We start from the raw sequence: 22,314 nt of genomic DNA on the forward strand, positions 1-22,314 counted from the left end.
GCCGCCGTCAGCGAAGGTGACGGCGGCGACCTCCACCGGGCCCGGGCCGCCCGCGCCTCTTTCTGGTCCTCCGCAGAAGCCCGCGGGGCCGAAGGGGGCTCAGGCGCGCTCAGGCCCCTCCGGCAGCTTCCGCGGCGGGCTCCGCGTCGACGCGGAGGTGCAGCCGGTCGGCCACGCCGGTCAAGGCGGCTCCCAGGGGGAGCGCGACGCGGGTGAGGGCGTGCTGGTCGCCGCGGGTGGGGTCCCGGTTGACGATGACGACGGGTTTGGCGGCCTGGGCCGCCTGGCGGACGAACCGCAGCCCGGACATCACGGTCAGGGTGGAGCCCAGCACCAGGAGTGATCGCGCCTCCCGGACCAGTCGGCGGCACTGCTCGACCCGCGGAGCTGGAACCGTCTCGCCGAAGAACACCACGTCCGGCTTGAGGACGCCGCCGCAGATCAGGCAGGGCAGTACACGGAAGTCGCCGACCTGCGCGTCGGTGAGGTCGGCGTCACCGTCGGGGTTGACTGCAGCGGCTGTCGGTGCGAAGCCCGCGTTGGCCTCTTCCAGACGCAGGGCGAGTGCGCGACGCGAGCCGACGGCGCCGCAGGACAGACAGACGACCCGACTCAGGCTGCCGTGCAGCTCGACCACGTCCTCGCTGCCCGCGGCCTGGTGCAGGCCGTCGACGTTCTGGCTGATCACACCCGAGAGCAGTCCGTGTCGCTCGAACGCCGCGACGGCCCGGTGCCCGGCGTTGGGGCGGGCACGGCCGAAGGTGCGCCAGCCGAGGTGACTGCGCGCCCAGTATCGACGACGGGCCTGGGCACTGGCGGTGAAGTCCTGATAGGTCATCGGGGTGTGCCGACCCAGGCTCCCGCCCTCGCCCCGGTAGTCGGGGATGCCCGACTCCGTGGAGATGCCGGCCCCGCTGAGCACCAGCACACCGCCCGCGCGCAGAAGATCGGCGACCGGCCCCAGATCCGTGGTGCCGGGCGGCAGATCCCCGGCAGGGATCCAGTTCAGGGTGGGACGCATGCGCATGCCGCCAGGGTACGGAACCCGACGCGCTCAGACGTCGCCGCGATCGGCAGGAGCCGCGCCGAGGCGCGACGCGCGGCCCGACACAGCGCAGCCGAACCGCGCGCTCGATGAAGGCGAAGCCGTCGGATCGCGAGGCGGCGCAGCCCCCGGTTCGTCATGCCCTTGAGGCGACGGCACATGGATGTCTGCAGACCCGCGGTCCCGACATGCTGCCGGAGAACGTCGAAGGCGCCCAAGCCAAGCTGAAGCGCCCGGTCGAGCTCGACATGCCCATCGCAACCGACACCCCTTCCCCAAGCATCACGGTGAGCGCCGCGCCGCGCGGCCCACGGCGGACGGGCGCCCCACGGACGCCGCGGCGCGAGCCGACCCCACCGAGACCTCGCCGATCTCGCCGGCCGCGCCCCGGGGAGCCTCTGCTCCGCACGGACGCCGGACGACCTGGTCGGACCCCTCCAAGCCGGCCGGGACCGCAGGCCGGTCGGCACGGCCGACCCGGTGAGCGCGCACAGAACCGGACATCACCCCCCGGATCAATACCCCTAGGGGTATTTGACGACCTCTCCCGACCACCGTACCCTCGCCGTCAGGAAACCCCCCGGGGTATTTGAGGAGGCAATGAAATGGCCCCTGACGCAACAGTCGACGAGCTCGCGGCCGCCTGGGCCGGCGGCTGTCTCGTGGTCGACGTACGAGAGCCGGACGAGTACGCCGCCGGGCACGTCCCGGGCGCCCGGCTGACGCCCCTACGGTCCGTGCCCGGGCGGTGCGACGAACTGCCCTTCGGTCGACCGGTGTTCGTCGTGTGCGCCAGCGGCAACCGCAGCAGGGCCGCGGCGGACTGGATGAGCTCCCGCGGCGTCGACGCCCGTTCCGTCACCGGCGGCACGCCCGCCTGGGCCCGCGACGGTCGTCCCGTCGTCGTCGGCACGGCCGAGCACGCGGCCTGATCCTCTCCGGCTCACCACACCGGCCAGTTGGGAAGGAGCACCGCCTTGGCCGCCACGCCCTCCCCCTCGAACGCACCGCTCTCCGGCCGCCACCGCGTCGCCGTCATCGGCGGCGGCAGCGCCGGGATCAGCGTCGCCGCCCGTCTCCGCCGCGCCGGCGTCACCGACGTCAGCGTGATCGAACCGTCCGACACCCACTGGTATCAGCCGCTGTGGACCCTGGTCGGCGGCGGCCAGGCGTCCCTGCGCGACACTCACCGCCCCGAGGCATCCGTGATGCCGGACGGCGTGCGCTGGATCCGCCGCCGCGCCCTGGCCGTCGACCCCGAGGCCCGCACGGTGACTCTGTCCGGCGACGACGAACTCACCTACGAGACACTGGTGTTGGCACCCGGTCTGCAGCTCGACTGGGGCGGTGTGCCGGGCCTCGCCGAAGCCGTCGGCCACAACGGCGTGAGCAGCGACTACGCGCCCGAGTACGCTCCCCGCACCTGGGAGCTGATCAGGCGGATGCACTCGGGCACGGCCGTCTTCACCCACCCGGCGACCCCGATCAAGTGCGGCGGCGCCCCGCAGAAGATCGCCTACCTGGCCGCCGACCACTGGCGCAGACGGAAGGTCCTCGACGCCATCCGGATCATCCTCGTCATCCCCGACCCGGCGATGTTCAGGGCGCCCGCCTGGTCGCAGGTCCTGGAGAAGGTGGCCGCCCGCTACGGCATCGAGGTGCGGCTGAACTCCGAGATGACCGCCGTCGACGGCGACGCCCGCGAGATCACCGTCGACGACCACGGGAACGGCACGAAGGAGACCATCGGTTACGACCTGCTGCACGCCGTACCGCCGCAGAGCGCGCCTGACTGGGTCAAGTCGAGCCCGCTCGCCGATCCGGCCGGCCCGCACGGGTTCGCCGCCGCCGACAGGCACACCCTCCGGCACCCGTCCTACGAGAACGTCTTCGCGCTCGGCGACGTGGCGAACCTGCCCACCTCCAAGACCGGCGCGGCGGTGCGCAAGCAGGCCCCGGTCGCGGTCGGCAATCTGCTCGACGTCATGAACGGCCGCAGCCCTTCCCACCGGTACGACGGATACACGTCCTGCCCCCTGGTGACGGCGCGCGACCGGATGCTGCTCGCCGAGTTCGACTACGACCTGAAGCCGGCGCCCAGCCTCCCGCTGCTCGACCCGTTCAAGGAGCGGCGCACGATGTGGCTGTTCAAGCGGTACGGCCTGCCGCCGGTGTACTGGCACGGCATGCTCACCGGCCGCCTCTGACCGGTCGGCCCGGGGCCTCCCCCGGCCCCGGGCCGCCCGCCTTCCCACCCTCCGACGAGGGTGCACCAGACCTTTCCGTATACCCCGGGGTGTATTCGCCCCCCCACACCCGACATGGAGGTCACCCGACCGTGTTCTTCGCCCAGTACTACCTCGACTGCCTCTCCCAGGCGTCCTACATGATCGCCGACGAGACCACCGGCCGGGCGGTCGTCGTCGACCCGCGCCGCGACGTCGGCGAGTACCTCACCGACGCCGCCGAGCGCGGCTTCACCATCGAGGCCGTCGTCAACACCCACTTCCACGCCGACTTCCTCGCCGGCCACCTGGAACTGGCCGACCGCACCGGCGCCTGGATCGGCTACGGGCGACGCGCCGAGACCGAATACCCGATCCGCAAGCTGACCGACGGCGAGCGGATCGGCCTCGGCGACGTCACCCTGCAGATCCTCGAGACACCCGGCCACACCCCGGAGTCGATCAGCGTCCTCGTGCACGAGCACGCGGACGACCCCACGCCCTACGGGGTGCTCACCGGCGACGCGCTGTTCATCGGCGACGTCGGGCGACCCGATCTGCTCGCCTCGGTCGGCGCGACCGCCGACGAACTCGGCCGGATGCTCTACGACAGCGTCCAGAACAAGCTGATGGCCCTCCCGGACGCGGTGCGGGTCTTCCCCGCACACGGCGCCGGCTCGGCCTGCGGCAAGAACCTCTCCACCCGGCGCCGGTCCACCATCGGCGAGCAGCGCGCTGCCAACTACGCCTGCCGCCCGATGAGCGAGGAGAGTTTCGTGGAGCTGGTGACGGCGGGGCAGCCCCCCGCGCCCGCCTACTTCGTCTACGACGCCGTCCTCAACCGCAAGGAACACGGCCTGTTCGACGCGGCCGCCGCACACCGCCCGCTGTCGGTCGAGGAGTTCATGGAGCGCCGCCTGTCCGGCGCGGTCGTCCTCGACGCCCGCTCCCCGCAGGACTTCGCCGCGGGGCATCTGCGCGACTCGGTCAACGTGCCCGCCGACGGACGCTTCGCCGAACAGGCCGGAATGGTCGTCTCCCCCGGGCAGGACGTCATCGTCGTCGCGCCGCAGGACCGCGAGGAGGAGATCGTCACCCGGCTCGCCCGGATCGGCTTCGACAAGGTCGGCGGATGCCTGCGCGAGCCCGAGGGCGCCTTCCCGGGGCTGGCCGACGAGATGGAGCGGGCGAGCCGCCTCACCGCGGGCGAACTGAGCCGGCTGCTGGGCGGTGCGGAACCGCCGTTGGTCCTGGACGTGCGCAACACCTCGGAACGCGAGGAGGGCTTCGTCAAGGGCTCGTCGCACATCCCGCTCGCCGAGCTGGCCCTGCGCGTCGACGAGATCCCGGCCGGTCGCCCCGTGGTCGTCCACTGCGCGGGCGGCCAGCGCTCCTCCGTCGCCGCCAGCCTGCTCCGGCACCGGGGCCGCACCGACGTCTCCGACCTGCTCGGCGGATACAGGGCCTGGCGCGCCCTGCCCGCACCGGCCGACGTCTGATCCACGCCGTTCCCCCCGGGCGGTGGCCGCAGTCAACGGCCACCGCCCGCCCTCAGCCGCTCAGAGGCCCCTCGCGCGAACGCGCCCAGGAGCGTCTCGGGCCGGTGGCGGGGTCATCGTCCGCGCAGGGCGGCGAGCGCGGCGTCCAGGTCGGTGGCGCGCGGGCGGTTGTGCGGCAGCCTGCCCAGCAGGACGGCCATGCCGCACGTGTTCGTCACCGCCGAGAAGACCAGACCGCCGGCGATCCCGGCCGAGATCAGCAGCAGAGCCGGGTGCACGAACTGGCCGAGGACCAGGCCGAGCAGGACCATGCAGCCGGCAGTGAAGCGGACCTGGCGTTCCATGCTCCAGAGCGCACGCGTGTCGCCGGCGGCCGGCGTGTGCAGGTCGTGCCCCTCGGCGGTCCAGGCGCCGGTGCCGCCGGCCAGCGTGGCCGTGGCGACGCCCTGCTCCGCCAGCAGCCTGCACGCGTTCTCGGACCGGGCTCCCGAGGCGCACACGACGAGGACGTCACCACGCCGGGCGGCGTGACGTATCTCGGGCAGCGCACGCCGGACGTGGTCGAGGGGGATGTTCCACGCGCCGGGCAGGTGACCGGAGGCGTATTCGGCGGGCGTGCGCACGTCGATGACGGTGAGTTCGTGCAGCCGGGTGCGGGCCTGGTCGACGCCGAGGGCGACGGGGGCGGGAGTGCGGGTCATGGCAGATGTGATCCTTGGTGGTCGACGCCGTCCCGAACCGGGACGTACAGTACCCCTAGGGGTATTTTTCTGAGGAGTGGTCGTGGAACTGGAGCTCGAGGGCGCGGACCTGAAGGCCGTGCTGAACCGGCTGCGCCGCGCGCAGGGTCAGATCTCCGGGGTGATCCGGATGATCGAGGAGGGGCGTGACTGCGAGGACGTCGTCACACAGCTCGCGGCCGCGTCCCGGGCCCTGGACCGGGCGGGTTTCGCGATCATCGCCACCGGCCTGCAGCAGTGCCTGGTGGACCTCGACGCCGGGCGCAAGAACGGTGAGGACAGGGACGCGATGCGCGCCCGTCTGGAGAAGCTGTTCCTGTCGCTGGCGTGAGAGCGCTCGCCGCGGCGGCCTTCACAGCACCACGTCGATCAGCATGAAGGCCGCCACCGCGAGCAGTGCGAGCGCGAAGACCCTCTGAAGCGCGTCCCCGGAGACCTTCGCGGACAGCCGTCTGCCGTCCCACGCGCCGAGGATCGCGGCCCCCACGAAGGGCCCCACGACCGCCCAGTCCAGTTCCTCGACCGTGCCGGCGCGAGTCGCGAGGGCGGCCAGTGAGTTGACGGTGATGACGAGCAGGCTGGTGCCCACCGCCCCCCGCATCCGCAGACCGAGCACCCCCACCAGCGCCGGCACCGCGAGGAAGCCCCCGCCGACGCCGAGGACGCCGGTGACCGCGCCGAGCCCGCCGCCGGCCGCCGCGGCCCGCCCGGGCCGCACCGTCGCGACGCCCTCCGCCGTGGGCCGGGAGCGCAGCATGCGCAGGGCGGCCGCTCCCGCGATCACCGCGAAGCCCGCCGTCAGCGCGGCCGCCGGAAGACGCGCGGCGAGCCCGCCGCCCAGCATCGCCGGGACGATCCCCGCCGCCGCGAACAGCAGCCCCGTCCGCCAACGCACCTGACCGTCACGAGCGTGCGCCGACAGCGCGGTCGCCGAGGTGAGCGCGACGATGACCAGACTCGCGGTCGTCGCCGCGACCGGAGTGAAGCCGAGCAGATAGATCAGGGCGGGGACGGCCAGGACGCTGCCGCCGCCCCCGAGCGCGCCGAGCGCCAAGCCGATCGCGGCGCCGGCGAGCAGGGCGAGGACGACCGCGCTCACGCGACGACGCCGTTCACGCCGCGTATGTCCACCGACACGTCGATCGCGTCGACGAAGAACACGAGGTACTCCCTTCCGGAGAAGAATTACCCCAGGGGGTATACCGACGACGGTAGCATCATTACCCCCGGGGGTATTCTCGGGGACAGGGAAAGCCCCGGACGCCACCGCACGAACCCCTCGCATCCGCCCGCCCGACCCCCTCCCGCACGACGCGAACCGACACGGAAGCAGGAGCACCGCCATGCGCTACGACCGCACCGTCCACCTCGACGCCGACTTCGCCACCGCCGTCGCCCGCACCCGCGACGCCCTCGTCGCGCAGGGCTTCGGCATCCTCACCGAGATCGACGTCACCGCCACCCTCAAGACCAAGCTGGGCCGGGACGCCGCGGACTTCGAGGACTACGTCATCCTCGGCGCCTGCAACCCGCAGCTCGCCCACCGCGCCCTGGAGACCGACCGCTCCATCGGTCTGCTGCTGCCCTGCAACGTCGTGGTCCGCGCGGACGGCGACCACACGGTCGTGCAGGCCCTCGACCCGAACACGATGGTCGCGCTCACCGGCCTCGACGCCCTGCACCCGGTCGCCGAGGAGGCCGCCCGCCGCCTCGACGCCGCCCTCGCCGCACTCACCACGACCGACGCGGACGGGTGACGCAGACCCCCCGCCGCCCGCCCGCTAATTCCCGTTCAGGTGGTCGACGATCAGGCCGGTGAGGGCGTCGCCGGCCTCGTCGGGGACCCAGTGGCCGACGCCTTGCAGTGCGTGGAACGCGTAGGGGCCGCTCACCCAGTTCTCCGTGGCACGGGCGGCGGTGGGTCCGAGCGCGACGTCCTCGGTCCCCCAGACGTAGAGCGTGGGTGTCCGGATCTTCCCGACCGCGGCGTCGGGCCGATCGGCGCGGTAGTAGTTGAGGGCCGCACTCAGAGCGCCCGGCTCGGACAGCCGCCGTACGTACTCGTCGACGTCACGGTCGGAGACGTTGCCGCCATAGAGGGAGCGCAGGAACGCAGCGTCGTCCGCCAGGAAGCGGGCCTCCGTGTCGGGGCCCCGCCAGTCCTGCTGGTACCGGGAGCGTCGACGCTGGTCGTCGTCGGTGCGGTGCGCCTCGCCCAGCGCACCGGGATGCGGTGTCGACACCGCGGTGAGCGTGCGCAGCCGCTCGGCGTGCCGGGCCGCGGTCCACCAGGCGACGGCGCCGCCCCAGTCGTGCCCGACGAGGTCGAGGCGATCCCAGGCGAGTGCGTCGGCCACCGCCAGCACGTCCCCGACCAGTTCGCTCACTCCGTACGCGTCCGCGTGCAGGGGGCGCACACCCGGCGAATAGCCGCGGGTGTCGGGCGCGACTGCGCGAAAGCCCTGGTCGCCCAGCGCGGCGACCTGCGTCTCCCAGGCGATGGCCGTCTGCGGAAAGCCGTGCAGGAGCAGGACCGGGCGGCCGTCGGGCGGTCCTGCCGCGATCGCGTCGAAGGCGCCTGAAGCCGACGGGATCTCAAGATGTTCCGTCACGATGCGTCCTTTCGGTACGGCACGCGCCTGTGGGGGCGTCATGCCCACGAGCTGTTGGAACGGTCTGGGAAGGCGCCGAGCAGCGCCGCAGCGGCGACCGCGCCACGGCGAAGGGCGGTGCAGTCGCCGCTCGTGCCCCGCCCCTTGCGCCCGGCCGCTTGGGCCTCGCGGCTAGTCGGCGGGTGCGTCCGTGAGGCCGATGATCCAGGCGCACCACTCTGCGTCGGTGCGCCGTCCGGGCAGGTCCAGCACTGTGGAGACCGTCAGGACGAGACCGGTTGCGACGAACGAACGCACCTGCATCGGGTCGGCGCCCGTCATACGGGTGATGGTCTGCTGCAGGTCGAGCTGGCGTCGCCGTACCGACTCCTGCACTGCCGCGTCGCCTGCCGCGGCATAGGCCTGCAGCAGGACGGGGCCGACGGTGGGCCGGTTCTGCAGAAGTAGACGATAGGCGTCGCCGAGAGCGCTCAGCGTCGGTTCGGCGCTCTGGAACGTGGTCTCGACCCTGTCGTACGCCGCGTGCACGACCTCGAGGAACAGATCACGCTTCGAGCCGAACATCTGCACGATGCGGGGGTGCGAGATCCCGACACGGGCGGCGATCGCCTCGATGCCCGCGCCCGACAGTCCCTTCTGGGCGAACTCCGCGTCGGCCGCTTCCATGATCTCGGCCCGCCGCACCGCCGCAGGTTTACGGGAGCGGCCCGGCGCGGTCACTGCCCTGTCTTCGCGCGATTGAGCCGGCTCAGCACGAAGCGGTAGTCGTACAGGCACCGGTAGGCGTGGATCAGCCCGTCCTCGCCCAGCTCCAGACGGTCGTCACCGTGGAACTCCACGCGTCGATCCGTGCCGGCGAGGGTCCCCGAGAAGCGCCAGGCCACGAGTACGGCCCGCCGGGTCACCTCCCCGTACAGCCCCATGCGGGTGAACGCGTAGTCGGGAAAGGCCTGCGCCATCTGCGTCACGAAGTCGCGGACGCTGCCGGGGCCGTACGCCGTCTCGCCCAGCGCCGGCTCGTCGTACACCAGGTCCTCGGCGCACAGCGCCGCCACGGCGTCGCCGTCGTGCTCGTTCCAGGCCCTCTCCCATCGATCACAGAAGGCCTCCAGTGCGTCGATGTCGGTGGCGGCCGCTTCAGCCACAGTCGCAGTAGTCATGCATCTAACTTACAGGTAAGTAAGAAAGGGTCAATGTCGTGGGGCGTCGGGTCCTCGCTCAGGACGGTGCGGCCTCGGGCACGGTGTGCCGGAGGCCGCACGGCGACGCGCTCCGTCTACTCGGTCCTGATGGCGGTGAGCATGTTCAGCCGGGCCGCGCTGCGGGCGGGCCACAGGGCGGCCAGCAGGCCGACCAGCGCCGCCAGCAGCAGGAAGAGCCCGAACCGGTCCCACGGCAGCACCAGCGCGTATCCGGGGACGTCCGCCTTCATGATCTCGCCGACGGCCCAGCCCAGGAAGGAACCGACCCCGATGCCGATCACCGCGCCGAAGAGGGAGATGACCACGGACTCCAGCTGGATCATCCGGGTCACGCCCCGCCGGTCGAGCCCGACGGCGCGCAGCATGCCGACCTCCCGCTGCCGTTCGAAGACCGACATCGCGAGGGTGTTCACCACCCCCAGCACGGCGATGACCAGGGAGATCGCCAACAGCCCGTACAGGACGTCCAGCACGGTGTCGAGGTACCCGCTGAACTCGTCACGGATGGCCTGCCGGTCGCCGATCCTGACCCCAGGGTGCCCGGCGAGGGCCGCGGCGAGCGCCTTCCCGTCCGCGCCGCCGTCCGTGGTGACGTAGATCTTGGCCACGGACGCCCGGTCCGCGTGCGGTGCGATCACGTCCGTGGAGGCGACGACGGGCAGAACGATCTCGTTGTGCCGGAACACGGCCCCGACGGTCAACCGGCCGCTCCTGGCGTCCGCGTACTCCACGGGCACGGTGTCCCCCGCCGTCCAGCCGTGGGACCGCGCGACGTCGTCGGCGACGGCGATCTGCCCCTTGGCGAGCGTGTCCAGTGAGCCGGAGACCACCGTGAGACGGAGGGCTTCGCGGAAGTCCGCCGGGGTCACGCCGGTGACGTCCTGCTGGCTGCCGTCGATCCGCATCCACGTCAGCCGCTCCTGGGACACCGCGGTGACGCCCCGGACCTTGCGCAGGGCGGCGACCGCCGAGGCGTCCAGACCCGCGCCGGTGTCCGTGACCATGTAGTCGGCCTTGACGATGTCCGTGGTCACCTTGTCCACGGCCTGGCCGAGGGTCGTGGCGAGCACGGTCAGCGTGCTGACCAGGGTGAGCCCGATGGCCAGCGCGGAGGCGGTGGCGCCGGTGCGGCGCGGGCTGCGGACGGCGTTCTGGCCCGCGAGCGTGCCGGAGACCCCGAAGCCGCGCCGCAGCAGCGGCTGCACGACCCCGATCACGGGCCGGGACAGCAGCGGGATCAGCACGAGGACACCGGTCACCGCGAGGACGGCGCCGAGCCCGACGAGCGCCTTGCCTCGGGAGCCGCCTGCGCCGGCGCCCGCGACGACGACCGCCGCGCCGAGCAGCGCCGTGAGGCCGCCGAGCACGTTCCGTACCAGCAGGGACCTGGTGGTGGCGGGCAGGTGTGCGCTGCCGATCGCGGCGACGGGCGGGATCTTCGCGGCACGCCGGGCCGGCAGCCAGGCGGCCAGCACGGTGACCAGGACCCCGAGAACCGCCGCGACCAGGACGGTGGTCGAGGTGACGACCAGCGGCCCGTCCGGGTTCTTCGCGCCGAAGACGCCGAACGTGGCACGCGCCACGGCGGCCATGGCGGCGCCGAGCGCGAGCCCGCCGGCGGCGCCCACCGCGCCGACCGCCGTCGCCTCGATCAGCACGGACCGGGTGACCTGCCTGCGGGAGGCGCCGACCGCGCGCAACAGGGCGAGTTCCCTGGTGCGTTGGGCGGCGAGCATGGTGAAGGTGTTGGCGATCAGGAAGACGCTGACGAAGAGCGCGACGGCGGCGAAGGCGAGCAGGATCGCGCTGAGCGTCGTCGCGTCGCTCGCGCCTCCCTTGGCCCTCTCGTCGGCGAGTTGCCGGCCCGTCTTGACGTCCGTGTCGTCCGGAAGCGTCTTCCTCAGGGCCGCGGCGAGTTCGGTGCTCGACGTGCCCGGGGCGGCGGTGACGGTGACGTACTCGTAGTAGCCGGGCTGCAGGAAGAGCCGCTGCGCGGTCGGCGTGTCGAACAGCGCGAGGCTTTCGCCCAGGGCCACCCAGGTGTCGTCGGTGGTGAAGACGCCGGAGAGCTCGTACGTCGTCGCCGGGCCCTTGAGCGCGACGCGCACGGTGTCGCCGACGTGGTAGCCGCCCTTCTCGGCGGTGTCCTCGTCGAGCGCGACCTGGCCGGGGCGGGTGGGCCCGCTGCCCTCGGCGAACGCGTAGAGCGGGTCCTTGCCGTCCTTCCCGGGCGCGAAGTTGGCACCCGTGCCGAACATGTCGCCGCCGATGAGCGCGCCGTCCTTGTCCGTGACGCCGGCCATCCCGTCGACGCGTCCGGCGGCTGCGGCGACCCCGCCGAGGCGGGCGATCCCGTTCAGCGCCTTCGTGCTGAGGCCGGGGACCTTGTCGGAGGAGTCGAAGGAGCGGACTTCGACGTCCACGTGGGCGTAACTCTTGGCCGTCTGGTCGCGATAGCCGTCGCTGAGGGTGTCGTTGAAGATCAGGGCGCCGGAGACGAACGCGACGCCGAGCATGACGGCGAGCACGGTCATCAGCAGTCTGGCCTTGTGCGCGAGGACGTTGCGCAGGGCTGTGCGGAACATGGTGGTGTGATCCTGGTGAGGTGAGGTGAGGTGAGGTGAGGGGCGGGGAGGACGAACGAGGGTCGGTCAGAGGGCGCGTGCCGGTCCGTGCGACTCGGTGCGCTCCGCCCGGCCGGGCCCTGACGGCTCAGCTCGTGCGGAACCTGACGTCGAAGGACTTCATGAGTTCGAGGACCCCGTCCGCAGTGGGTTCGTCCATCTCGTCGACGATCCTCCCGTCGGCGAGGAAGACGACCCGGTCCGCGTAGGAGGCGGCGACCGGGTCGTGGGTCACCATCACGACGGTCCGGCCCGACGCCCGCACGGAGTCACGCAGGCACCCCAGGACCTCGGCGCCCGCACGCGAGTCCAGATTGCCGGTCGGCTCGTCGGCGAAGACGATGTCCGGCTTGCAGGCGAGCGCCCGGGCGACGGCGACACGCTGTTGCCGGCCGCCCGAGAGCTGGGCGGGGCGGTGCGTGAGCCGGCCCGAGAGGCCGACCGTCCGGATGACGCTGTCGAGCCACTCCTCGTCCGGGGCCCGGCCCGCGATGTCCATCGGGAGCGTGATGTTCTCGAGCGCGGTGAGGGTCGGCAGCAGGTTGAACGCCTGGAAGACGAAGCCGATCCTGTCCCGCCGGAGTCTGGTGAGCTGCCTGTCCGTCAGGGACCCGAGCTCGACGTCGCCGACGCGGACCGAGCCGGAGGAGAAGCCGTCCAGCCCGGCCACGCAGTGCATCAGCGTGGACTTGCCGGACCCTGAGGGCCCCATGATCGCGGTGAACCGGGACTGCCCGAAGCCGACGCTGACCCGGTCGAGGGCGACCACCCGGGTGTCGCCCTGCCCGTGGACCTTGGACAGGTCGGTGGCACGGGCGGCGTAGGCGGGGGCGGCGGTGCGGGGGCCGGTGGGCGAGGCGGTGGTCACGGGAACTCTCCGATCGACGGCAGAGGCAGCGCGGGGCGAGCGCGACGGTCGACCGCGGCAGACGGCGACGGACGACCACAGGAGGTCACGGAAGCACCATGGAAAGCAGCGGACGGCCATGGAGGATGGAGGCACGGGAGTCCGCGCCCCGCCCCGCAGGGAACTCCTCCATCGTCCGGTTCACACGCGTCGCCCGTATCAGCCGAAGAGCCGACCGCCTGAGGCTGACGCGCACGGCCGCTTCGTCAGCCTCAGGTATGCCGTCGCGTCAGCTCCGAGAACGACGCGCGAACGTCGACGGCCTCAGCCGAGAGTCCAGTCGACGGTGTCGGTGTAGGTGGAGCCGTTGACGGTCGCGGTCACCACCACGGTGTTCAGCGCCGGCCTCAGGGTGACGCCGGTCCACCGGAAGACGTGGTCGCTGCTGCTCACGGCGCCCAGGGAGACGCCGTTGAGGGTGGCGGTGACCTTGTCCGCATTGGAGTAGACCTTGAGTTCGGTGGTGGCTTCGGTGCGCCGGGTCCACCGACGGCTGGTGATGTAGAGGGTGGGAGCGGCGGCCCAGTTGGCCTTGTACCAGTAGAAGGCGTCCTTGCGGATCTGCCGGTCGCGGGTGACCAGGCCCTTGTCGTTGATGCCGGGCTGACCCCCCTCGTTGCGGCCGTCGGAGGGGAAGTCGAACATGGCCCAGACGAACGTGCCCCAGACGAAGGGACGTTGGGCGAGCTGCTGCCAGGCCGCTTCGTGGAAGAGCGCCTGGTACTCCTCGGGGTGCCAGGACCCGCCGGGAGCCGGCTTCGGCGGGTTGAGTTCGTGCTGGGCGGTGCTCGCGCCGACGCCGTACTCCGACACGGCGATCCTGCGGGTCGGGGAGTTCGCGTGCACCCGGTCGGCCCACGCGCCGAGGTCACCGTCCTTGGACCCGTAGTACCAGCCGTAGTACTTGTTGAACCCCGTGGTCCGCGTGTGCAGGCCCGCCTGGGCGTCGTCGGGGTCCTCGCCGCGCACGGCGTAGGTGGAGAGGCGGTCCGGGTCCTCGGCTTCGACGATGCCGGCCAGTGACGCGAGCAGCTTGTTCGTGGCGGCGCCGTTGTAGTCGATCTGCTCGTTGCCGATGCCCCAGAAGGCGATCGAGGGGTGGTTGTAGTTCTGCCGGATCAGTTCCCGCAGTTGGTTCTGGGCGCCGGCGGTGAAGGCTGCCGAGTCGGTGACGAGGTCGACCAGGGGGATCTCCGCCCAGACGATCATTCCGCGTTCGTCGGCGAGGTTGTAGTCCTTCTGGTCGTGCTGGTAGTGCGCCATCCGCACGGCGTTGGCGCCGATCTCACCGATGAGGTCGAAGTCCTGGGTGTGATCGGCGTCGGATATCGCCCAGCCCTTGCCGGCCCGGTCCTGGTGCAGGTTGACGCCGTGCAGGTGCAGGCGGCTGCCGTTGAGGCGGAAGCCCGTGTCGGCGTCGACGGCGATGGAGCGAAGGCCCAGGCGTTCGGTCACCGCATCCGTGATCGTGTCCCCGCCCCCGGTGACGTCGTGGATCTCGACGACGGCGTTGTGGAGGTAGGGATCCGCCAGGCCGTTCCACAGGTGCGGGTTGCTGATCCGCAGCGTCTGCTGGACCTCCGTGCCGGTTGCCGCGGGGACGGTCTGCGCGGTGCTGCTCGTCTCCGCGACGACGGTCCCGCTTCTGTCCGCGATGACCGTGCGGACGACCACCGATCGGGTGGCGTTGCCGTCGTTCCACAGTTTCGTCGTGACGGTCACCGTGGCCGAGGCAGCGGTCACGTTGCTCTGCCGCAGGTAGACGCCGGGGCCCGCGTAGTCCGTCATCCGGACGTGGAGGTCGTCGACGGCCCACAGGCTCACGTTGCGGTAGACGCCGCCCTGGAAGGTGTAGTCCGCGCTCAGCGGGGCGACGTCGGCGTCACGGGCGTTGCTCGCCTTCACCGCGATCACGTTGTCCCCGCCCGGGACGAGCACAGCCGTGGCGTCGAACCGGAAGCGGGAGTACCCGCCCTTGTGCTGCCCGAGGTACGTGCCGTTGACCCAGACGTCGGCGACCTGGTCGACCCCGGCGAACTGCAGGTACAGCCGCTTCCCGGCCAGTTCGGACGGCACGGTGTAATGGCGGCGGTACCAGCCCACGCCGCGGTGGTAGTCGTTGCCGCCGTCGGCGCCGTCGACGGCGTTCCAGGTGTGGGGCGTGGTGACCGACGTCCATCCGGAGTCGTTGAATCCGGGCGCCTGCGCGCCGGCGACGTCCGATCTGATGAATCGCCACCCGTTGTTGAGTTGGATCCACACCCGAGGATCGGGCGCCGTGTACGTCACGGCGGCGGACGCGGAGCCGGCGAGCGGAATCCCGGCCAGCGAGGCCAGCACTCCCGCCGCGGCCCCGCCGAGCACCTGTCGGCGGCTGGGCGAACCTGTCATGTCAGAGCTCACTTCCATGGAGTCGGTGCAGGAGATCCCCCGTGCCGCGCGGGGCGGCGCGGTGACAGCGCCGCCCCGTCCGCCTCACCCGGCGCTCGGTCCGGGCGCCGCCTCGCGGACGACGGCGACGCCTCCCTCGGGGACGGTGACGGAGCCCACGACGGTTTTGCCGGTGAGGAGTTCGACGCCTTCGGCGGGGATCTCCGCGCCGCGGCCGGCGTGGTCGATCAGGAAGAGGTAGTCGGCCTCCGCGCCCCGCCGCCTCACCACCTCGACGCCGGCCGGCACGTCGCGCTCCGGGCGCACTCCGGCCTCCTCGCGGATGCGCTCCAGGACGGCGGCCAGGGTGGTGCGGTCGGGGTGGGTGGCGAGGTACCAGGCGACGCCGCTGCCGTACGCGTGGCGGGTGACGGCCGGGACGCCGGCCAGCGGTCCGTCGACGTACGCGGCGACGGCGTCCGCTCCGGTGAGCCGGAGGCGTTCGGTCCACAGGTCGGCGGTCGCGTCCTGCGGGACCTGCCCGGCCAGACGGACCGACTGTCCGGGCAGCAGGGGGAACGGCTCGTCGCCGTGCACCCCGAGGACCTTCCGGAAGGCGCCTGGGTAACCGCCCAGGCGGACATGGCAGTTCTCGTCCACGGCACCGCTGTGGAAGCCCACGGCGAGGGTGCCGCCGTGCTCGACGAACGCCGTCAGGTTGGTCGCTCCCGCGTCGTCGACCAGGTACAGACTGGGGGCGAGGACGAGCCGGTAGCGGTCGAGGTCCGGGCTGTCGGGGCGTACGAAGTCGACGGCCACGCCGGCCCTCCACAGCGGGGTGTACCAGTCCCTCACCAGGTCCTGGAAGCGGAGGTCGCCGCTGGGCTGGGAGGGCTGCTCCATGGCCCAGCGGGCGTTCCAGTCCCAGACGACGGCGACCCTGGCGGGGCTGGTGCTGCCGCGGACTTCGGCGAGGGCCCGCAGATCCGCTCCGAGCTGCACGACGTCCTGCCAGATCCGGCTGTCGACGCCCGCGTGCGGCAGCATCGCCGAGTGCCACTGCTCGGCCCCCGCCTTCGCGGCGCGCCACTGGAAGTAGGCGATGCCGTCGGCGCCGTGGGCGACGTGGGCGAGCGCGTTGCGGCGCATCTCGCCGGGCCCCTTGGCCCGGTTGACGGGCTGCCAGTTGACGGCGCCGGTGGAGTGCTCCATCAGCAGCCAGGGTCGCCCTCCGGCCAGGGAGCGGACCAGATCGCCGCAGAGCGCGATGTCGGTCTCCGACTCCGGGTCGGTGGCGAGGAGGTAGTGGTCGTTGGAGACGATGTCCAGTTCGGGCGCCCAGCGCCAGTAGTCCACGGCGTCGAAGTTGTGCATCACCATGAAGTTGGTGGTGGCGGGGGTGTCCGGGGCGGCGCGGCGGAGCACGTCGCGTTCGGCGGTGTACAGCGTGAGCAGTTCGTCGGAGCAGAAGCGGCGCCAGTCCAGTCGGTGGGTGGGATTGGGGTCGGCGCCGGTGGCTCGGGGCGGGATGATCTCGTCCCAGTCGTAGTACCACTGGCTCCAGAAGGCAGTGCCCCAGGCGTGGTTGAGCGCGGCCAGGTCGTCGCCGTACTTCCTCTTCAACCAGGCACGGAAGGCGGCCGCGCTGGTGTCGCAGAAGCATTCCGCGTTGTGGCAGCCGTACTCGTTGTGGACGTGCCACATCGCGACGGCCGGGTGGCCTGCGTACCGCTCGGCCAGCGCGCCCGCGATGCGCAGCGCCGCTGCGCGGTAGGCCGGGCTGGACGGGCAGAACGTCTGACGGCTGCCGTACGAGAGCGTGCGGCCGTCGCGGTCGACCGGCAGCGCCTCCGGGTGGGCCCGGAAGAACCAGGCGGGCGGGGAGGCCGTCGGTGTGGCGAGGTCGGCCGCGATGCCGTTCTCCTGGAGCAGGTCGAGGATCCTGTCCATCCGGGTGAAGTCGTAGACGCCCTGCGCGGGTTCCAGCAGGGCCCAGGAGAAGATGCCGACGCTGACCATGGTCACCCCGGCCTCGCGCATGAGGGCCATGTCCTCGGCCCAGACCTCCTCGGGCCACTGTTCGGGGTTGTAGTCGCCGCCGTAGGCGAGGCCGGGCAGGCGAAGACGGCGTTCGGTGCTCACTGGCGGTACTCCGGAAGGTCGGGGAGGTGAGAGTGGGAGGTGAGTGGGAGGTGTGGTTCAGCCCTTGTTGGCGCCCAGCGTGAGGCCGCTGACGAACTGGCGCTGGAGCACGAAGTACACGATCAGCGTCGGGATCGCGGTGAGCAGGGCGCCGGCGGCGACCAGGTTGGGGTCGGTGAAGTACTGGCCGGAGAGGTTGTTCAGCGCGGAGGTGATCGGCATGTTCTCGCCGGTCGAGATCAGCACGATGGCCCAGAAGAAGTCGTTGTAGATCCAGATGGACAGCAGGGTGGCCAGGGCGGCCATCGCCGGCTTGCACAGCGGCAGCACGATCTGCCAGTACAGCCGCCACACCGAGGCGCCGTCGACGAGGGCCGCCTCGGTCAGTTCGTGCGGCAGCGAGCGCATGTAGTTGCTCAGCACGAACGCGCAGAAGCCGGACTGGAACGCCACGTGGATCAGCACCAGGCCCAGCGCCGAGTCGTACAGTTTGCCGCTCACGGTGACGCCGGGCAGGTCGACCAGCAGGTACAGGCGGTACAGCGGGGTGATGACGACCTGTTGCGGAAGCAGGTTGCCGGCCGTGAACACCAGGAGCAGAAAGAGGTTGACCCGGAAGTCGAAGCGGCTGACGTAGAAGGCCACGCACGACGACAGGAACAGCGTCAGCAGCACCGCCGGAATCGCCACCAGCAGTGTGTTCCCGAAGTAGTGCATCATGTCCGACTGTTCGAACGCGTCGGTGAAGTTGTCGAGGCTCAGCTTGTCGGGCCAGGAGACATAGCCCTTGGCGCTGGTCTCGGCGTACGGGCGCATCGCCGCGTACATCGCCCACAGCAGGGGCGCGAGCCAGGCCAGCGCGGCGCCGGCGAGGAAGACGTGCAGCAGGATCCGGGCGGGGCGGACGGGGGTGCGCCGCCTGCCCGGCGCGCTCGCGGTGCTCATGCGCGCCGCTCCTTCCGGAAGGTCGCGATCAGATAGGGAATGATCACGGCGAGCGAGATCACCAACAGGACGACGGCGATCGCCGAGCCGTAACCGATCCGGCTGGACTCGCCGATGATGTTGTTGGTGACCAGGATCGACAGCAGTTCCGTGCCCTGGGCGCCCTTGTTGAAGACGAAGACCAGGTCGAAGGCGCGCAGCGCCTCGATGATCGTCACCACCAGGACGACGGTGTTGGTGGGGCGCAGGGTCGGGAAGACCACGTTCCTGAACGTCTGCCACTCGTTGGCGCCGTCGAGCGAGGACGCCTCGCGCAGGGCCGGGTCGACGCCCTTCAGGCCCGCCAGGTAGAGGATCATCATGTAGCCGGTGTGACGCCACGACGCGGCGATGAGGACGGACCACAGGTTGAGGTCCGGGTCACCGATCCAGTCGATGTAGTGGCCGGGCTCGTTGGCCCCGATGAGGTTGTTGATCAGGCCGGTGTCCGGGTTGTAGACGAGCTGCCAGACGAACCCGATGACCGCCATCGACAGCACGACGGGCAGGAAGAACGCGGTCTGGTACACCTTGCTGAACCGGATCTTCTTGTCGAGCTGCACGGCCAGGAACAGGCCGAGCGGGGTCGGTATGAGGATGAGCACGACGAACCAGACGACGTTGTGCTCGACCGCGGGCCAGAACTGCGGGTTGTCGGTGAACAGTTGCCTGAAGTTGTCCAGGCCGACCCACTTGATGGAGTCGAAGCCGATGCCGTCCCAGGTGGTGAAGGCCAGGGCGATCGAGGCGAGAGCGGTGAGCCAGACGAGCACGACGTGCAGGATCGTCGGCACCCCGGCCATCAGGCCGAGTGTGACGCGGTCCCGTCGGGTGAGGAGTCGTCGGTGGCCCGAGGAGGCCCGCGGCCGTTTGGTCCGAGGGCGGGTCGCGTTCTTCGGGTGGCCCGGGGGCGGCGTTGCGGCCGTCCCCGGGGTGCTGGTGGCGCCGGTCCCGGTACCGGTGTTCGTGGGGACGGTCATGAGGACGCGAAGATCGTCTTCTTCTGGCGCTCGATCGACGCCAGCAGGCCGTCGACGCCCTTGGGGTCGCGGACGAACTTCTGCAGGGCGGGCTGCATCACCGTGGAGGTGAAGTCCGGGCGGCTGTCGCGGTCCATGTACTGGGTGAGGTGTTTGGCGCCGGAGATCGTCGCGTACGCCTTCTTCTGCAGCGCCGTGTACGAGGAGGTGTCGGCCTTGTTGGAGGCGGCGACCAGGCTCGGGTCGGACTTCAGGTAGATCTGCTCGGCCTCCGGAGTGCCCAGGAACTCCAGGAGCCCCAGCGCACCGGCCCTGTTCTTCGGGGCCTTGGAGAGCATGAAGCCGTCGGTGGGCGCCTCGACGGTGTCCTGCCCGTACGCGGAGTCGATCTCCGGGAAGGGGAAGAAGTCGAGGTCGTCCAGGTCGGCCTTGTTCGTGAACTGCTGCGCCACGAAGCTGCCGAACAGGTACATGCCCGCCTTCTTCGAGATCAGCGTCTGGGCGGCGTCCTGCCAGGTGCGGCCGACGGCGCCCTCCTGGTGATAGGGGAGGATCTCGGCCCAGTGGTCGAAGGCGGTGCGGACCTTGGCGTCCGTCCAGGACGCCTTGCCGGCCATCAGCTCCACGTGGAAGTCGTAGCCGTTGGTGCGGAAGTTGATCTGGTCGAAGGTGCCGAGCGCGGGCCAGGCGTCCTTGTCGCCGAACGCGAACGGAACCAGGCCGTCCTTCTTCATCTGCTTGCACAGCGCGATCAGCTGGTCCCAGGTGGTGGGGACGGTGTAGCCGTGCTGCTGGAACACGCTCTTGCGGTAGAACACGCCCCAGATGGACGTGGAGATCGGCACGAAGTAGTACTTGCCGTCCTCGCCCTTGCTGAGCGCCTTCATCGCGTCGGGGAAGTTGCCGCCGATCTTCTGCCAGACGTCGTCGATCGGGGAGGCGAGGCCCTTGGCCGCGAAGAACTGCATGCGGTAGCCGGCGAACCAGTTGAAGACGTCGTCCGGGGTGCCCTGGAGGTAGGAGTTGATCTGCTCCTGGAAGGTGTTGTGGTCCTTGGTGTTCACGTCGACCGTGATCCCGGACTGCTTCGTGAACGCCGTGTAGATCTCGGCGAACGCCTTCTTCGGCACCGCGTCCGACGCGTTCGACCCGAGGCTGACGGTCTTCGGGTCGGACGCCGTGCCGCTGCCGCCGCAGGCGCTGAGCAGCGGTATGCCGGCGCCGAGGACGGCTGCGCCACCAATACCGCGCAGGACGGCGCGGCGGCTGGCGGCAGGCATGGGCCGACCGAGGGAGGAAGAGTGCATTTCGGCTCCTGACAGGGCGGCCGTGCCCAGGCGGCACGTCGGCCCGCGGGGTGTGACGGGGGAAGCGGTCGTCCACGCGACCAAGACTCAACACGATCGAACAAACCCGATCGGCGGTTGCGAGGAAGACTGAACGCTCCGGGGAGTCGATGTCAAGCCCCTCCGTCGCGAGCCCAGGACCGACCGCACACGTCGACAGGCGGGTCGATCCATCCCGGCACAGGGCGGAAGGCCTCTCACCGCGAGCCGGCTCGACAGGGCGATTCTGCCGCTTGAACAGGTCATATGTCCGCCGGAGAGGACCTCCTCGCGGCTGCTGCGGCACCCGTCGCCGACCGGCGCCCCTCCCTCGTATCCGCTGCCGTCGATCGGCATCGTTACTGCGGGGACCCTTGACGTACAGCTGTCGGCTACGTAGACATGACCACGCGGTCTGACCGCGTGGTCATACAGTTGACCTCCTTCGATGCACACGCACGGCCGTCGGGAGTCTTCATGTCAGCAGGGGTGGGACGGAGCGAGGGCTCCTCTGTGCCGCGCAGCGCGGACGTGGCCCGGCTGGCCGGGGTGTCGCGCAAGACGGTGTCCCGGGTCCTCAACGACGAGCCCTATGTCTCAGCGGAGGCCCGCACCAAGGTCCTCGCAGCCGCTGAGGAACTCGGCTACCGGCTGAACCAGGCGGCCAGGACCCTGGCCTCCGGGCGCACCGGCTCCATCGGCGTGGTCGCCCTGGGCACCGCCGGGTACGGGACCGCGTCCCTGCTCGTGCACATCGAGCGGGCGGTGCGCGACGCGGGTTACGCACTCCGCGTGGTCAACACGCCGGACGGCGATCCCGCGGGCATCGCGGGCGCCGTGGAGTCGCTGCTCGAGCAGGGCGTGGACGGCGTCGTCGTCTCCGAACCCATCGTGGAAGGGGACGTCGGCGTCCGCGTCGACGTCCCCGTCCTGTTCCTGGGGGCGCCGCCGGCCTTCACCGCCGCCCGCACCGTGACCGTGGGCGTGGGCGCACACGATCTGGCGCGGGCGGCCACCGAGCATCTGCTGGACCTCGGACACCCCACCGTGCATCATCTCGCCGGCCCGCGGCGCTGGTACGCCACCAAGGACCGCATCGAAGGATGGCGGGCGGCGCTCGCGGCGCGGGGCGCGCACGAGCCGCCGCTGCTCAACGGCGACTGGTCGGCCGCCTCCGGCCACACCGTGGGCCGGGCACTGGCCGCGGACCTCTCCGTGACCGCCGTCTTCGCGGCGGGCGACGAGATGGCCATCGGCCTCATCCACGCCCTGCGGGAAGCCGGGCGCCGGGTGCCGGAGGACATCAGCGTCGTCGGCTTCGACGGCAACCCGGTCTTCGCCTACGTCTCCCCTCCCCTGACCACCGTGCGCCAGCCCTTCGAGGCCGCGGCCCGAGAGGGCATCCGCCTTCTCGCGCACGCGATCGAGGAGCCCGACGCCGACCTGCCGCAGGCGAGCGACCCACCGGTCGAACTCGTCGTCCGCGGCTCGACCGCGCCTCCGCCGTCCCATCCCCGCACGGCGGGCACGCGCACCGCCTGACAGCACCCCCGGCAGCAGCCTGGAGCACACCCGGACGCCCCAGGAGCCGCTTCGCCCCTCACACCGGCCGTCTCGTCGAGAGACCGGCCGGCCCTGTGCCGCGCCTTCGCGACGCCG

19 protein-coding genes are annotated in these 22,314 nt (G+C 71.3%); 6 read left to right on the forward strand and 13 right to left on the reverse strand.

From position 1 onward, the window contains the following. Positions 1–109: 109 nt before the first annotated feature. A complete protein-coding gene (locus tag ABT300_RS20165) occupies positions 110–1,027 on the reverse strand; it encodes an NAD-dependent protein deacetylase (protein ID WP_351677428.1) in 918 nt (305 codons plus the stop codon). A gap of 623 nt (positions 1,028–1,650) precedes the next feature. Here ABT300_RS20165 and ABT300_RS20170 point away from each other — a divergent pair. The 3 genes from ABT300_RS20170 to ABT300_RS20180 all read left to right on the forward strand — a co-directional run bounded on the left by ABT300_RS20170 (position 1,651) and on the right by ABT300_RS20180 (position 4,769). Further along, complete coding sequence (locus ABT300_RS20170; RefSeq protein WP_351677431.1) at positions 1,651–1,977, forward strand: rhodanese-like domain-containing protein; 327 nt, start codon at positions 1,651–1,653, stop codon at positions 1,975–1,977. A gap of 45 nt (positions 1,978–2,022) precedes the next feature. Continuing rightward, positions 2,023–3,252, forward strand: coding sequence for an NAD(P)/FAD-dependent oxidoreductase (locus ABT300_RS20175; RefSeq protein ID WP_351677434.1), 1,230 nt, complete (start codon positions 2,023–2,025; stop codon positions 3,250–3,252). Positions 3,253–3,383: 131 nt separating this feature from the next. Next, positions 3,384–4,769: an MBL fold metallo-hydrolase gene (locus ABT300_RS20180; protein ID WP_351677437.1), complete on the forward strand. Its 1,386-nt coding sequence runs from the start codon at positions 3,384–3,386 to the stop codon at positions 4,767–4,769. Positions 4,770–4,882: 113 nt separating this feature from the next. Here the strand turns inward: ABT300_RS20180 and ABT300_RS20185 are convergent, their stop codons facing one another. Continuing rightward, the gene (locus ABT300_RS20185; protein WP_351677440.1) at positions 4,883–5,470 is read right to left on the reverse strand and encodes a rhodanese-like domain-containing protein; all 588 of its coding nucleotides are present in this window, start codon (positions 5,468–5,470) and stop codon (positions 4,883–4,885) included. Positions 5,471–5,552: 82 nt separating this feature from the next. Here ABT300_RS20185 and ABT300_RS20190 point away from each other — a divergent pair, with 82 nt between their 5' ends. Continuing rightward, complete coding sequence (locus ABT300_RS20190; protein WP_351677443.1) at positions 5,553–5,840, forward strand: metal-sensitive transcriptional regulator; 288 nt, start codon at positions 5,553–5,555, stop codon at positions 5,838–5,840. Between the two features lie 21 nt (positions 5,841–5,861). On the opposite strand, the gene ABT300_RS20195 is transcribed toward ABT300_RS20190, so the two are convergent. Then, complete coding sequence (locus ABT300_RS20195; protein ID WP_351677446.1) at positions 5,862–6,608, reverse strand: sulfite exporter TauE/SafE family protein; 747 nt, start codon at positions 6,606–6,608, stop codon at positions 5,862–5,864. 244 nt (positions 6,609–6,852) lie between these two features. Between ABT300_RS20195 and ABT300_RS20200 the strand changes: the two genes are divergently transcribed. After that, positions 6,853–7,266, forward strand: a complete 414-nt coding sequence (locus tag ABT300_RS20200) for a DUF302 domain-containing protein (protein WP_351677449.1) — start codon at positions 6,853–6,855, stop codon at positions 7,264–7,266. Between the two features lie 24 nt (positions 7,267–7,290). On the opposite strand, the gene ABT300_RS20205 is transcribed toward ABT300_RS20200, so the two are convergent. The 10 genes from ABT300_RS20205 to ABT300_RS20250 form a co-directional block, all read right to left on the reverse strand. Next, a complete protein-coding gene (locus tag ABT300_RS20205; RefSeq protein ID WP_351677452.1) occupies positions 7,291–8,121 on the reverse strand; it encodes an alpha/beta fold hydrolase in 831 nt (276 codons plus the stop codon). A 171-nt stretch (positions 8,122–8,292) separates the two neighbouring features. Further along, positions 8,293–8,805, reverse strand: a complete 513-nt coding sequence (locus tag ABT300_RS20210; protein WP_351677455.1) for a TetR/AcrR family transcriptional regulator — start codon at positions 8,803–8,805, stop codon at positions 8,293–8,295. A gap of 32 nt (positions 8,806–8,837) precedes the next feature. Beyond that, positions 8,838–9,281: a nuclear transport factor 2 family protein gene (locus tag ABT300_RS20215; protein WP_351677458.1), complete on the reverse strand. Its 444-nt coding sequence runs from the start codon at positions 9,279–9,281 to the stop codon at positions 8,838–8,840. A 116-nt stretch (positions 9,282–9,397) separates the two neighbouring features. Next, a complete protein-coding gene (locus tag ABT300_RS20220) occupies positions 9,398–11,908 on the reverse strand; it encodes an ABC transporter permease (RefSeq protein ID WP_351677461.1) in 2,511 nt (836 codons plus the stop codon). 127 nt (positions 11,909–12,035) lie between these two features. Beyond that, complete coding sequence (locus ABT300_RS20225; RefSeq protein WP_351677464.1) at positions 12,036–12,815, reverse strand: ABC transporter ATP-binding protein; 780 nt, start codon at positions 12,813–12,815, stop codon at positions 12,036–12,038. 303 nt (positions 12,816–13,118) lie between these two features. Continuing rightward, on the reverse strand, positions 13,119–15,245 hold the full coding sequence (locus ABT300_RS20230; RefSeq protein WP_351677467.1) for a glycoside hydrolase family 2 protein: 2,127 nt from the start codon (positions 15,243–15,245) through the stop codon (positions 13,119–13,121). An 84-nt stretch (positions 15,246–15,329) separates the two neighbouring features. Beyond that, positions 15,330–17,366, reverse strand: coding sequence for a beta-galactosidase (locus tag ABT300_RS20235; RefSeq protein WP_351677470.1), 2,037 nt, complete (start codon positions 17,364–17,366; stop codon positions 15,330–15,332). Positions 17,367–17,423: 57 nt separating this feature from the next. After that, positions 17,424–18,311 (reverse strand): carbohydrate ABC transporter permease, encoded by an 888-nt coding sequence (locus ABT300_RS20240; RefSeq protein ID WP_351677473.1) that lies wholly within the window; start codon positions 18,309–18,311, stop codon positions 17,424–17,426. Next, the gene (locus ABT300_RS20245; RefSeq protein ID WP_351677475.1) at positions 18,308–19,330 is read right to left on the reverse strand and encodes a carbohydrate ABC transporter permease; all 1,023 of its coding nucleotides are present in this window, start codon (positions 19,328–19,330) and stop codon (positions 18,308–18,310) included. The genes ABT300_RS20240 and ABT300_RS20245 overlap by 4 nt, the downstream gene beginning before the upstream one ends. Further along, entirely contained in the window at positions 19,327–20,610 is a 1,284-nt protein-coding gene (locus ABT300_RS20250) for an ABC transporter substrate-binding protein (RefSeq protein WP_351677477.1), read from the reverse strand. Before ABT300_RS20250 ends, ABT300_RS20245 begins: the two co-directional genes overlap by 4 nt. Before the next feature lie 522 nt (positions 20,611–21,132). Between ABT300_RS20250 and ABT300_RS20255 the strand changes: the two genes are divergently transcribed. Beyond that, positions 21,133–22,197 carry a LacI family DNA-binding transcriptional regulator gene (locus tag ABT300_RS20255; RefSeq protein ID WP_351677479.1) on the forward strand — a complete coding sequence of 355 codons (1,065 nt, stop codon included), beginning with the start codon at positions 21,133–21,135 and terminating at the stop codon, positions 22,195–22,197. The last annotated feature ends 117 nt before the right edge of the window (positions 22,198–22,314 follow it).

The organism is Streptomyces sp. NPDC001027 (assembly GCF_040299045.1).
GTDB lineage: Bacteria > Actinomycetota > Actinomycetes > Streptomycetales > Streptomycetaceae > Streptomyces.